The sequence below is a fragment of the Parabacteroides goldsteinii genome (genome assembly GCF_020091425.1).
Lineage (GTDB): Bacteria > Bacteroidota > Bacteroidia > Bacteroidales > Tannerellaceae > Parabacteroides > Parabacteroides goldsteinii.
Window position 1 is genome coordinate 6,419,246 of record NZ_CP081906.1, and the last position, 13,727, is coordinate 6,432,972.

Annotated in this window: 11 protein-coding genes; 3 read left to right on the forward strand and 8 right to left on the reverse strand. The window is 43.2% G+C overall.

From position 1 onward, the window contains the following. Positions 1-11: 11 nt before the first annotated feature. From K6V26_RS26330 to K6V26_RS26360, 7 genes are all read right to left on the reverse strand, one after another. Positions 12-1,016 (reverse strand): FecR family protein, encoded by a 1,005-nt coding sequence (locus tag K6V26_RS26330; protein WP_224264273.1) that lies wholly within the window; start codon positions 1,014-1,016, stop codon positions 12-14. A gap of 73 nt (positions 1,017-1,089) precedes the next feature. Next, on the reverse strand, positions 1,090-1,656 hold the full coding sequence (locus tag K6V26_RS26335; protein WP_129699105.1) for an RNA polymerase sigma-70 factor: 567 nt from the start codon (positions 1,654-1,656) through the stop codon (positions 1,090-1,092). A gap of 96 nt (positions 1,657-1,752) precedes the next feature. Next, positions 1,753-3,267, reverse strand: a complete 1,515-nt coding sequence (locus K6V26_RS26340; RefSeq protein WP_129699106.1) for an arylsulfatase — start codon at positions 3,265-3,267, stop codon at positions 1,753-1,755. Positions 3,268-3,282: 15 nt separating this feature from the next. Next, complete coding sequence (locus K6V26_RS26345; protein WP_224264274.1) at positions 3,283-4,731, reverse strand: beta-N-acetylhexosaminidase; 1,449 nt, start codon at positions 4,729-4,731, stop codon at positions 3,283-3,285. A gap of 103 nt (positions 4,732-4,834) precedes the next feature. Beyond that, positions 4,835-6,670 carry a RagB/SusD family nutrient uptake outer membrane protein gene (locus K6V26_RS26350; protein WP_224264275.1) on the reverse strand — a complete coding sequence of 612 codons (1,836 nt, stop codon included), beginning with the start codon at positions 6,668-6,670 and terminating at the stop codon, positions 4,835-4,837. A 16-nt stretch (positions 6,671-6,686) separates the two neighbouring features. Then, on the reverse strand, positions 6,687-10,124 hold the full coding sequence (locus K6V26_RS26355) for a TonB-dependent receptor (protein WP_224264276.1): 3,438 nt from the start codon (positions 10,122-10,124) through the stop codon (positions 6,687-6,689). Between the two features lie 159 nt (positions 10,125-10,283). Continuing rightward, entirely contained in the window at positions 10,284-11,285 is a 1,002-nt protein-coding gene (locus K6V26_RS26360; RefSeq protein WP_224264277.1) for a FecR family protein, read from the reverse strand. Positions 11,286-11,517: 232 nt separating this feature from the next. Between K6V26_RS26360 and K6V26_RS26365 the strand changes: the two genes are divergently transcribed. The 3 genes from K6V26_RS26365 (at position 11,518) to K6V26_RS26375 (ending at position 13,048) form a co-directional block, all read left to right on the forward strand. After that, a complete protein-coding gene (locus K6V26_RS26365) occupies positions 11,518-12,021 on the forward strand; it encodes an RNA polymerase sigma-70 factor (protein WP_262905152.1) in 504 nt (167 codons plus the stop codon). Between the two features lie 110 nt (positions 12,022-12,131). Next, positions 12,132-12,566 carry a DUF6078 family protein gene (locus K6V26_RS26370; protein WP_009859770.1) on the forward strand — a complete coding sequence of 145 codons (435 nt, stop codon included), beginning with the start codon at positions 12,132-12,134 and terminating at the stop codon, positions 12,564-12,566. A 311-nt stretch (positions 12,567-12,877) separates the two neighbouring features. Next, positions 12,878-13,048 (forward strand): TIGR04149 family rSAM-modified RiPP, encoded by a 171-nt coding sequence (locus K6V26_RS26375; protein WP_082150344.1) that lies wholly within the window; start codon positions 12,878-12,880, stop codon positions 13,046-13,048. Here the strand turns inward: K6V26_RS26375 and K6V26_RS26380 are convergent. Further along, positions 13,011-13,295: a transposase gene (locus tag K6V26_RS26380; RefSeq protein WP_053078011.1), complete on the reverse strand. Its 285-nt coding sequence runs from the start codon at positions 13,293-13,295 to the stop codon at positions 13,011-13,013. The genes K6V26_RS26375 and K6V26_RS26380 overlap by 38 nt on opposite strands. Between the last annotated feature and the right edge of the window lie 432 nt (positions 13,296-13,727).

Below are 13,727 nucleotides of genomic sequence, written 5' to 3' on the forward strand. Positions count from 1 at the left end.
CCCTTTTTTTGTTATTTAGCTCCTTTCTTTTTTTGTGATTGAATAGTAATTATGTTGTCTTCAATTTCGTAACTCAATCCGCTGACAGTCATTGTCAGGATTTTCATGACGGTATTGATACTTTCATACTGACGGAACTTTATGGTATATAGATCCGGTGTGAATAAGCGTGGATTTATAACAAAATCTACGGCATATTTTCGTTGAATGGTTGCCAATATTTCTTTGAGAGGCTGATTTATAAAGTTTAGTTCACCTTTTATCCAGCCGGAATAGCTGGTTGCATCAATGATTTTTTTCTCAAAGACACCGGTTTTGTAGTTATATTCCAATTGCTCATTGGGAGACAAAATGAACGAGTTGTCATCTTTTTCTATTTTATCCACCCTGACGGCTCCATTTTCCAATGTAGTAATGATCTTGTCGCTTTCAGAATAGGCTTGTACGTTGAATTTGGTACCGAGAGCCTCTACTTTCAGGTAACTGGTGCTAACAATAAAAGGATGTTCTTTATCTTTCCTGACGGTGAAATTCGCTTCTCCGGTCAGGAAAAGTGTACGGGTTTTCCCCCTGAACTCTTTCGGATAGATAAGAAGACTTCCTGAATTGATATTTACTTTCGAACCGTCCGGAAGTATCAGTTCCTGTTTTTCTCCTTCCGGAACGAAACATTGTATCAGTTCGGGATCGTATGTATTGTACCGGATATACAGATATGATCCGGCAATGGATAATAGAGGAATGATTAAAATGGCGGCGGCTCTTGCCAATTTATGTATCAAACTGTAGCGTTTCTGTGAAGATTTATCCTGGTTGATTTTTCTCTTCGTTGCATTCAGTGAACGGTAAGTATCGGGAGTTGCTCCTGTCGGATATTCGTTCCATATGGAAAGAAGAGCCTCTTCTTTTTCTTTCTGATTGGAAGGGTGAACCAGCCATTGCCATACTTTGGTCCGGAGTGCCGGATCAAATGTATGGTTGACCAGATTATATAGTATTTTAGATGCTTTTGACATGCGTATATATTTCCTGTTTTGTATATATGATACGTGAGACAGGAAGTACACACAGTCAAAAATGAACTTTTTTTTAAAAAAATGTAAGAATAAAGAATCCGATTATTTTTCGGATGTCTGCCAGTGCCAGCGTCAGGTGATTTTCGACTGTCCGTTTACTGATAGACATGCGTGCTGCAATCTCATCATTGGATAATCCGTCCACACGGCTCATCCGGTAGATTTGTTTTCGTTGGGGCGGCATCTTTTCAACGGCGACAGAAATAAGAAATTCCAGTTCTTTGGCATATAACTCTTCTTCTATGCTGTCATTGTCTGTGGAGGTAAACGAAGCATTGTTGGTTTGTTGTTCCTGGTAGTCCCTGAATAACAGGGAACGTTCGATATGTCGGAATACCGTATTTTTGGCAATACGATACAGGTAGGCGTTCAGATTCTCGATCTCTTTCAATCTATCCCTGTTCTGCCACATGGATACGAATATATCCTGGGAAATATCTTCCGCTTCTTCCTCGTTTTGCAAGATACCGCTTATGAATCCTTTAATACGTGGAAAATAATGCAGGAACAATGACTCGAATGCCTGTTCATCGCCCCTGCTGACTGCCTCTATGTATCCCTTTTCGGTGGCGAAATCCATTAATAGGTAGATTTATTGTCTCTTTATGTGGATACAAAGATAAAGATCGTTTGCCATTAAAAAGAAAAAAAAGTATAAAACTACTATCTTTTGAGTTTAGAAAGCAAACTTCAGGTTTTCCGGTGGTGTACTGGATTCCGACATCAATTGATTAAATTTCTCAACAATATCCGGGTGTTTGTCTGCTACATCGTGTAATTCCTGAATGTCGTTTTCCAGGTCATACAGCTCCATTCTCGTATTTCCTTTGCGGATATCTGTAATGATCCCTTTCCAGTTCCCCATGCGGATCGCTTTGTTCCCTATTTGTGGGTCAGGATATTCCCAGTAAAGATATGCATGCTGTTTCTGTTTGTCTTTTTCTCCGAGTAGTGCCGGCAGGAAACTGATCCCGTCGGTTGGAGGACATTCGATGGAAACGATATCTGCCAGTGTCGGCATTACATCCTGAAATGCACAGATATGGTCGGATTCTGTTCCGGCTTTGATCTTTCCAGGCCAGGAGACGATAGCCGGTACGCGTATTCCTCCTTCGTGGACGAAACATTTCCCCCATCCGTATTCCGATTTGAATAATCCGCCGCTGTTGAACCAGGGGGAGTCGCTGCCGCCGTTGAACGTCGGTCCGTTGTCCGAAGTGAAAATGATCAGGGTGTTTTCATACAATCCTTCCTGTTTCAATTTGTCGACCAGTTTTCCGACCTGTTCGTCAAAATAACTGATCATCGCTGCATAGGTTGCATGCGGATAACGGCATGGCATATACCCTTTGTTACCGGTGTAGGGCTCTTCGTCTCCGAATTTATCGACATAATAGTTGACCCAGCGTTCCGGGGCCTGTAAGGATACATGCGGAAGAGGTGTTGTCCAAAGCAGGAAGAACGGTTGCTCCTTATTCTGGTCGACAAAATGAATCATTTCGTCGAAGATGAGGTCGTTGGCATATTCATTCTGGGTAAATTTCCGGTAACTGGCTTCATCGTACGGATCCGCTCCTTCATCCAGTTTGGTCAGATGGGGGTCCCGTATTTTGTTATCGAGATATACGCGTTGATCGTTTTTCCATAAGAACGGAGGGTAATAGGTATGTGCCTGCCTCTGGCAGTTATATCCGTAAAACTGGTCGAAACCCTGTTTGCCGGGGACACCTTCCGAACCGGGATAACCTAATCCCCATTTTCCGAAACAACCAGTCGTATATCCGGCATTCTGCATCATCCGGCCGATTGTCATGGTACCGGATTTTAACGGATATTGCCCTTCCAGTTCTGGATGGACGTACATCGAGTCGTGGCTGTTGATCGCTCCCCGTGAGGCTATTTCATCATTCGCCCTGATCTGTGCGTGTCCGGAATGTAATCCGGTCAACAGTACACAGCGGGCCGGAGCGGAAACGGGCGATCCTGTATAATGTTGGGTCAGTTTGATCCCGTTATTTCTCAGGCGGTCGATATTCGGGGTTTCTATTTTTTGCTGGCCATAACATTGCAGGTCGCCATAACCCATATCGTCCATCAGTATATATATAATGTTAGGTTTGCTCTTTTCTTTCTGGCAGGAAGACAGACCTGCAATACAGAAAAGCCCTACTAATAAATTCGTTTTTTTCATCTTTTTGTACTTTAATTAGTCCCAACTGAAATCGTCGGTTACTTCGCTTTTTAATCCTGGTCCGAACATATATCCTTGTTTTTCAAACCATTCTTTTTTGTCTTTTACCTTTTGGTAAAACAGTTCGAAACTCTCCGGTTCGCTCCGGCTCCACATTTGTTCGGCGATAGCCAGAATGCGGGGAAACAGCCTCCGGTCGATCATATTTTCTGTTACCCCGTAATCGGTCCAGAGGGCACAACTCATTCCTAACAAGAGAGGCGAATCTTCTTTTCTATAAGACGGGTTGGCGGTATATACATCTTTGATATCGAATGTACGCGCCGCCTCATATCCTTTCCAGGGAGTGACAGGGAAATTCAGGTAGGTATAATAATTGGTTCCGCAGATAACGGGAAGATTTCTTTTGAGTGCTTCTTTGAATGCGGTGTCTTTATGTCCCCGCCAGTTCCACCAGTGGATCACTACGTTATCAGGTAACGCATAACCATCCTGATAAACGACATCTCCCCAAAAGATTGCTTTTCTTCCTTTGTTTTTCAGATAGTTGGCCATCTGTGCTGAGAACCAGAGCTGAAGATCGTGGCTGTCTTTCAAACCGTGTTCTTTGATACATTGCCCGCAATCGGGACATGTATCCCAGTTCCCTTTGGGGGCTTCATCACCTCCCAGATGAATATATTCGGAGGGGAACAGTTCGCAGACTTCATCGAGTACATTCTTCAGAAAGTCCAGTGTATGTGTTTTGCCGGCACAGAAGATATTTTGTGTAAAGCCGTTTTCGGGAACCTGTATGGTGTCGCCGAAGCAGCCTAGTTCCGGGTAAGCGACCAGAGCGGCTTCCGCATGTCCCGGCATATCGATTTCCGGGATAACCGTGATACAACGTTCGGCGGCATATCTGACAATCTCTTTGATCTCTTCCTGTGAATAGAAACCCTGTTGTTCCGGGCCTTTGCCGACAAAAGCGCCCACTTCGGTAAGGCGCGGATATTGTTTGATTTCAATGCGCCATCCGAGGCCCTCCGTCAGATGCCAGTGGAAATAGTTCATTTTTAGCAGGGCTGCCATGTCGATATATTTCTTTATGGTCGAAACTTTCTGATATTGGCGGCCGGAGTCAAGCAGGAAACTTCTGAAACCGACACGAGGCCTGTCTTCTATTTTCAGGCAGGGGATGATCCATGTCCCGTTCTGATCGGAGGTCAATTGCTTTAATGTCTGCCGGGCATAAAAGAAACCCGCATCGCCGGATGCTTCTATTTCGATACCGTTTTCTGTTACCTGTAGCCGGTATGCTTCAGAAGGTAATGCCGTATTCGTAGTCTGGCGGATATCGGCTTGTAGGTTTTTTGTGCGAAATTCTCCGTTACCTTGCACGACTGTTTCCGGTGCAGGGATTACTGTTTGTGCCGTCAGGAAAAAAGAAGAAAGCAAGAGAATAATAATACTTACATATTTCATGATATATACGAGCTAAAATAAAGAAGATGCATCAAAAGTTCGTTTTGTCATGGAGGACAAGTCTCGATTTTTGATACATCCTCTTTGTTTGTGATTAATTAAACTATTCCCAACCCGGATTCTGTTTGATATTCGGATTTAATACCATCTGATTCAATGGTATGGGGTAAAGATAATAATAATCCGGCCATAATTTATCCGGTTCCGGATGGAATTCCAGATAACCTTCGTCCGCGCCTCCGTCGATGGTCACAGCCGTACCTGCCGGGAAGTTTGATTTCCGGACATATTGCCCGAGTTTTTTCTTCATGGCATAATGACATTTCTTCCATCTTCTGAGGTCGTCGAAACGGAAATTTTCTGAAAACAGTTCGATACGTCTTTCCCTGCGTACTTCCCATAAGAGAGGAGATACGGCATAATCGCCTGCATATCTCGAATCACCCAAATCCCGCTTCGGATCAAAACTTTCATTGATCTGCGATACAATCATCGAAGGAACATTTGCCCGTGAACGTATTTTGTTGATGGTCATGTCAGCAACGGACTGGCTGAATTCTCCCAGTTCAACCATTGCTTCGGCATAATTCAGCATCACTTCTTCTACCCTGAATATCGGCATGTCGGTCTCTTCATTCCGTTGAGAACCCATGCTCAGATAAGTATTGAAATATTTCCAGTTATTATAACCGAATGCCGATTTGTACCAGGGTTGCCCGTTCAGGAAGAAATCGTAGTGGGGATTTTCTCCTAAGATACCGCCATCGTATCCTTGTCTGAACGGCAGTGTTTTCTGACGTTCGGCAGGAACGATCAGATTGATACTGTCAATGAAACTCCGGTCTTTCGGATTGTCCGTAAACTTCCATTTGTTATCCCAGGCCGTTGTCGATTCCGAACGGTCGACTACATACGGCGGAGTAACGTGCAGCCATAAACGGTGGTCCCTGTTGCTGAATTCGTCGTACATGTCCTTGTCACCCAGGAACATCTGACTTGTCCAGCGCGGTTTGCCGTCCGAACATAAATAGCTGTCCACCATGTCGCGGGTTACATTATAGAATGACTGAGCCGTGGTTCCACCGATGCTGGTAGCATGTACAACATTGGCATCATTGGCATACGCTTTGTAAAGGATGATTCCGGTCATACCGTTTAACGACAATGAGTTGAACAGGTCGTCGTAGTTGTTGTGAACGTTCGGATATACCTTCAATACCTCTTCGGAAGCCCGCTTACATTCCCGCAGGAACTTTTCAGCATCCTGTAGTCCGTGATATTTTCTCCAGGTTCCTTCAAACAGACAGAAACGGGAAAGTAATGTCTGTACCACCACGCGGTTGATCGTATTGGCTCCGTCTCCGTCCTGATTGATGTTCTGTTCTGCATACTGAAGGTCTTCCAGGATATGATTGGCAATGACATCTCTGGAGTCTCTTTCCCCATAAATGATATCCGTTTCATCGTCTGCCAGTACATGGTCGATCCAGGGAACACCGCCGTAAGCGGAAAGTAAGGTCAGATATCGGTAAGAACGGAAGAAATAACCGACACTGCGCCAATGGTTTCTTTCCGTTTCGGTCATGTCCGACGTCTCAATATGGTCGAGCATGAGGTTTGTCCGGCGGATGAATGAATATTGTGCCCATGGTGTATTGTCTGTTTTTGACGGGGGAACGACAATTCCCCTGATCCAATCGGTTTCGCCTGACCCCCGCGTGGAGTTATAGGAGATATTGTCCGTGTTGGTTTCTCCGTAACCGAGTGCCGGGAATGTTTCATACAAACCCCATGCATATGTTTTAAAATTGTCGTATGATTTGAATACGGTTTCAGCAGTGGGACTGCCCAGCGGGTATCTTTCCAGGAAATCGTTATTCATGCAGCCGGAAAATCCGAAAATGACGAGTAGTCCGAATAATATTTTGAATGTCTTCATGATCGTATGTTTTAATTTAGAAAGTAACATTTATACCCAGTGAATATTTTTTCATGAAAGGATATTCCCAGGCTCCTTTTGAAAGCATATCCGATTCCATTCTTTCTGGCAGATGGTCCCAGGTATGCAGATTTTCACCACTGACAAATACCCGGATATTATCCATATAGATCTTTTGACAGATATTCTTGGGTAATGAATAAGACAGAGTAATGTTCTGTATTTTCAGGTAAGCGGCATTTGCCAGATATTTGGTTTGCACTTTCTGGTTGAATTTCGTATTCGTTTCATTCTGCGGATACACCCTCGGATAGAAGGCGTCCGGATTATCCGGAGTCCAGAAGTCGAGTGTTTCCTTGAATAAACTACCCCAGCTTCCGTTCGGCCATGCCATCTGGTCGGTGCGCCAGTAGTCGCGTTTTCCTACCCCGCGTAAAAAGATAGACAGGTCGAAACCTTTGTAACTGACTCCGGCTGTGATGCCGTATTGGTAACGGGGAGTATTGTTGCCTATGATGCGCTGGTCGCCCGGATTGTGAATAGTGTTGTCGCCTTCGAAAATAAATTCGGTGTCATCGTCGAAGTTCTTGTAAAGAATATCACCCGGATATACGGTTCCTGCTCCCTTGAACATCGGGATACCCGGTTTCAGGGTTCCGTCTGCGTTGAAATCGTCCGTCGTATAGAAACGGTCGGTTACGTATCCCCATATTTCACCCAGCTTCATGCCTTTCCGGTAAAGGTCTTTTCCGAACAGGCCGGCTTCATTGTCGTATTTGGTGATTTCGGATTGCGAGTCATACAGGTTGAAACCTACCCGGTAGCCTACATCGCCTATTCGGTCATGCCAGTTGATCTTCAGTTCCCAACCGTATGTTTTCAGGTCTGCGGCATTTTGTTTTGCAGCACTGGCACCGACTACTCCCGGCAATTCCATTCCCGGAGCCAGCATACCTTTGGTATCACGGCGGTACCAGTCGAATGTGGTATTCAGCTTGTTGTTGAACAGATCCAGGTCGAAACCGAAGTCTAGTGTATAGACTTTTTCCCATCCAAAGCTGCTGCTGACCATGGCCGGAGCTCCCAGTGTCGTAACCTTTTGCCCGTCCACCAACCAATTGGAGAGGTAAACGTTCATATCCGGGATATAAGGATAGTTATCGGGTGTATTGTCGGATTTCAATATGACCTGGTTCCCGATGGAACCCCAGGATGCCCTGAGTTTCAGGTTGGAGAGCCATTCGTTTGTCGCTTTCATGAAATTTTCTTCCGAAATACGCCAGCCGGCGGAGAAAGAGGGGAAGAAACCGAACCGGCTGTTTTTGGGGAAACGGGAAGTGCCGTCGTAACGTCCGTTGGCTTCCAGCAGGTATTTGCCGGCATAGCTGTAATTCACACGATAGAATAATCCGCGGATGGCAAATTCCTCGAACGCGTCATTCGTAATCGGAGTACCTGTCGATAAGGATAACGAAGGCAGTGAACTGACCACTACATCTGTACGATAAGAATATTGGGATTCGGTATGGCTCGACTCCTGGTTGTATCCTCCCATCACCGAAATATCATGTTTACCGAACGTTATATCGTAATTGGCGAATAAGTTGACGGCGTTATAATCTGTATATTTGGAAGTGACCGCATAGCTGGAGTTCTCCGTGCTGTTCAGTACCTCGGTAAAGTTCATTCCTATATACTGATATTTGTTCTTATAAAATTTATTTTGTTCGGTTGTCCGGTTGTAAGTGTATTCTCCGGTTATCTTAAGACCTTTCAGCGGGCTCAGGATGATTCGTCCCAATGCTCTTAGGTCATTTCTTTTGATTCTCCGGGGATCGCCGTAACGGATATAAGTGGCGGGAGACTCAGCCGGATAGACTGTCCCGTTTTCCTCGTAATCTTCATTATTCTGATAAGATGGCAAATTCATGGCGGCTACCCATACAGTATTACGTCCTCCAGCCTCTACTTTTTTCTGTTTGGAATTACCATATTTCAAGTCGAGTTGGGTTGTCAGCCAGGAATTGACATCTACTCCCATAAATGTAGAGAGGTTGAGTCGGTCATAGCTGTCTTTATCCGTAATCAGGATACCGTCTTCTCCGGTATAACCGACGCCGATGCGATAGACTGTCTTCTCACTACCGCCGGAAACCGACATGCTGTGGTTCTGCATGAATCCGAAATTATCTGTCATATCGTCGAACATATTCCGTTCTTTCATCAGAAATAGATTGCCGTTTTCGTCAAAGATATATCCGTTTGGGTATTTTCCCGGGTTACTCTGGTAGTCACGTATGTATCCTTCCCACTGGGTGATGTTTTTGCCATCTACATAGGTGTCGTTGGGCCAACCCATTTCTTTGTAGGCCAGGACCGATTCCAGCGGATTGGCTTTCTGAGGTAACTCCAGCGGCTTGGAGAACGATATATTATTGTTGTAATTGAATTTCGGAGCGGAATCTTTTTTTCCCTGCTTCGTGGTGATCAGGATAACACCGAAGGCGGCTCTTGCCCCGTAGATGGCTGCCGAAGCGGCATCTTTTAATATGGAGACCGATTCGATTTCCTGTGGATCGATCATATTGATATCCATCGGAACGTTGTTCACCAGTACGAGAGGCGTACCTCCATTGATAGATGTCGTACCACGGATATTATAACTCATTGCGTCACCTGGCGTACCGGTTTCCGATCCGATCTGTAATCCGGGTGTCGTCCCTTGCAAAGCCTGTGCTATGTTAGGGACCGGACGGTCTCCCAATGTTTCCGATAAATTGACGGAAGCAACAGCTCCGGTCAGGTTGACTTTCTTCTGGGTTCCGAAACCGACCACTACGACTTCATCCAATAACTGAGTGTCTTCTTTTAAAGTGACAGTAATGTCTTTTTGTCCCTTCAGATGAATGTCTTGCGAAATGTATCCGATGAAAGATACTGTCAGGGTAGCATCCTGGGGAGCGTCCAGGATAAATTGTCCGTTCAGGTCTGTGATCGTTCCGTTGTTCGTTTTCTTGTCGATCACGTTGGCTCCGATGACAGGCATTCCTGTTTCGTCGATCACTTTACCGGTGATTTTTCCTTCCTGCGGCATTTTATCGGCCAGCAGGACGATCTTATAATTCTCTATCCGATAACTGCCAGGCGCAAGCAACTGATTTAACACCTCTTTGATGCTGGCCTCTTTGAGATTCAGACTGACCTGTCTGTTCATGTCGATCTCTGAGTTGTTGAGGAAGAAGACAAAAGGTGTTTTCTCTTCGATCACTTTGATTGCTTCACTCAGTTTCACATGGGTTAATTCCAAGCTTATTTTCGTATTTTGTGCATAACCGTTTATTGCGTAAAGCTGAAAAAAGCAAAAGCCTATAAATAATAGTATTAGCTTCATTTTTCTGAATGAATTAATGTTAAGAAAGGAAATAGCATTCCTTTCCGTGGAAATTTTTTTCATACATTTGTACTGTTTTAAATTTAACTTATTGCTCTCATCTTCTTGTTTTTGAGAACAGTTTGTTTCACATTACCGGGCAAATGTTACCAGCATTTGCCTGGATTGTTTTTAGACTCTCCGGTTTCTTATCCCATAGGCATTCTGTTTTTATGGTTCGTATTATTTAGGTTTCACATAGATTACATCATCTTTGATCGAATAACGAATAGGTGCGATCATTTCCAGCAACTTGAATATTTCGTCGGGCGATTCTTTCCGGATCGTCAGCGACAGGCGCTGGTCGACAGGAGTTCCCGATTGGCAGACGAGTTCCATGCCGTACCATAGTTTAATCTTGTGTAAGATGACGGACAGTTTTTCGTTGTTGCATACCAGCTTTTCGTTGATCCATAATATATATTCGGAGGCATCGACCTGCCTTATTTCATGAACGCCGGTCTCTTTATCCAAGATGATTCGTTGATTGGGTTTCAAGAGGATACTATTCGGATTATTCGGTAGTTGTATTTCAACCTTTCCGGTGAGCAGGGTGGTTTCGCTGTTCATTTTATCCGAGTAATCCTTTACGTCGAAGCTTGTGCCCAGTACATTGACTGTCATTTGATTGGTCTCGACGAAAAACGGTGCCTGTTCGTTCTTCTTTACTTCGAAATAACCTTCTCCTTCCAGTTTGACTTTTCTGTATTTGTCGGAAAATTTTTCCGGATAAGTCAGCTTACTGTTCGTATTCAGCCAAGCGACGCTTCCGTCGGGCAGTGTAACGGGACCTTTGCTTCCCTTGCCCATGATGGCCTGGTTCATAATGACGGCTTCTTTCTCTATGTAAACGATATCTGGAGTGTTTCTACCTATATAATATCCTCCGATCGAACAAATCAGGAGAATGGCAATGGAGGCGGCAATACGTAAAAACGGGCGTATAGAACGTTTAGACGAACGGCTGTTTTGTTCGTTACGGCGGACGCTCTCTTCAAATATCCGGAAAGCGTTTTCTGTGTAACCCGGCGCATGTACCGGAGTCTTTCCGGATGCCAGCCAGATATCCCGTAAGTCGATGAATGTCTTTTTATTCGCATCGCTTTCCCGTAACCAGGCGAGAAGACGTTCTTTTTCCTCCTTGCCGGCTGTTCTTTGTAAATATTTTAATATGATGTCGTTCATCCTTATTTTGTATCCCTTTCGGTAATTATTCGGTTACTCTTCTATATTTATCACAAAACAAAACCGTTTAACCCTACCTCAATGAGAAAAAAAAGATTATTTTTACGCAAATATTTTGTGAACCGGAGATACAGTAATGATAACCATCAGTGATAATAAGTTTAACGAAAGGGGTAGTAGATTGGGTGAATTTGTTTTATTTCAGAAGCTTTTTGAGGATTATTTTCGCTCTTTGGTCACGTACTCGTACCGGTATGTGAACGACTGGTCGGTGGGTGAAGATATTGTACAGGATGTGTTTATGGCTCTTTGGATCAACCGGGATAAAATTGATTTTGAGGAACCGATAAAACCCTACTTGTATCGGGCTACCTATAACAGATCGGTTAACTACCTTAATTCCGTGTCGGTTCAGCGACGCGTAGATCATGCCGATATGCTGGATGAACTGATCGACCGGGAGATACTGTCGTATAACCAGCATGACAATCTGCTACTGAAAGAGATAGAAGAGGAGATCACCTCTTTTGTCGGTACGCTTCCCGAACAGCGTAAAAGGGTTTTTCTGTTGAGCCGCGAAGAAAATCTAAAGAACAAAGAAATCGCACTTCGTCTGAATATCAGTGAGAAGGCGGTAGAAAAGCATATAACCAAAGCCTTATCCGATATCCGTACCCACCTGACAGAAACCGGCCTGATGTCCGGCCTGATTTGTTTCTTACTGAACCAACACTGATTGTATCCCACCATAGGGAAGCTTTATAATTCAGGCTAAATGCCACATTTGTGATGCAATTGTCTTGTATTTAAATAATAAAGCGTATTTTTGTTAAAACGATATATATTATGAATAAAGACTTTGATTACAATTTACTGCCGTATAAATTTGCTCATTGTATGAACGGACAATGCAAACAAGCTGATAAGTGCCTTCGTAGCAGGGCAGCTCAGCATATACCGATCGAACGTAAGACTGTTACCTTTGTTAATCCTGCGCACACGAATCCTGCCAATGAAGATTGTCCCTACTTTAAGGCTGACCAGTTGCAGCAATTTGCCTTGGGAATGACGCATTTACTGGCGTATATTCCACATAATGATGCAATTGCTATCAAACGACAGATGTTGACCTATTTCGGACGAACGCATTTTTACCGGCTTTGGCGTAAGGAGCGTCTTTTTAGTCCCGAGCAACAGGAGTATGTCCGGCAATTGTTCCTTGAAAGAGGTCTTCAGGAAGCTCCCGTATTTGATGAATATGTAGAGCAATATGAATGGTAAAAGGATATAAGCCGATTTTGTTTCTCCCTAATGAAACAGTTGTTTCTATGTAATGGAACAAGTGTTTCATTAGGGAGAAACAAATAATAATAAGCAATTGAATTCGTAGTCCGTATAATATATCCAAAACAGGATGCTGAGGCAAAAGAACATTGATGCTTCTTTTAAAAAAGGTAAAACATAATTTAGGACTTAGAATAATAAAAGTAGAGAAAACTCAAATAGACTCAATTGGGCTAATTGCTATTTTTAATTGGATGTTAACTTTGCTACATGTAAAAGTCTCTTATTAATCTTAATACCATTAAAAAATGAAAACTTTAGGTAAACTTAAATTACATGAATTCAGAAAGGCTGAATTAGAGAAACGTGAACTGAATGCTTTGAAAGGTGCTTGTAATTGTAAATGTCTTTGTATAAGCAGCGATAAACAGGAGTATATTCTCAGTAATTCCAGTCTGAATGATGCAAGTGCATATTAATATTTTTCTCTAAAGCTTTTGCTTTAGCCAGATTCACATTGGTCAATGAAGCGTTTAAATGGATATGTAGTTTGTTCAAATCTCGACTTTGACAGTCTGTCAGTCCTATAAATTGTTTTGCATCGCGAAAGCAAAATTCGACTTGAAAACGAGTCTGGTAATAATCCAGCACGTCTATATTTTTCATCTGCGTATCAGATGAAAAATATACTTTGCGTACATTCTTGTCTTTATTTTTTAGATGCATAATCGAATATTCCGTTTAAGGGGAACGGGAATGTACGATAGCCGAGAGTATTTGTCCCTATCCATCTTTCAATGGGATAATATCAAAACAATCTTCTTCGAGATGCTCCATCTCTATTTTCTCATCGTACAACTTGGGAGGTTATTTGCCACCGGTAATTTTTTCTTTGGTAAGATAACAAAAATAAGCATCATTCTCTTCTAAACTGAGTCTTGATTTCCTGAAATTAATTTCACCGGATGACAATTCTGTGGTTGTGCTGATGGATAACTAAAAAATGGAGTACAGATCACGAAGGTGACTTTATATCTTTGGAGGAGTCTATAATGATATAACTGGACTAATTTGTTATAAATGTGTTGTTTGAGACTGTGTGGTAGTCTTTGTGCGTGTTGCGGAAGTAAAATATTATAATTTCTTGGACGCTATTTC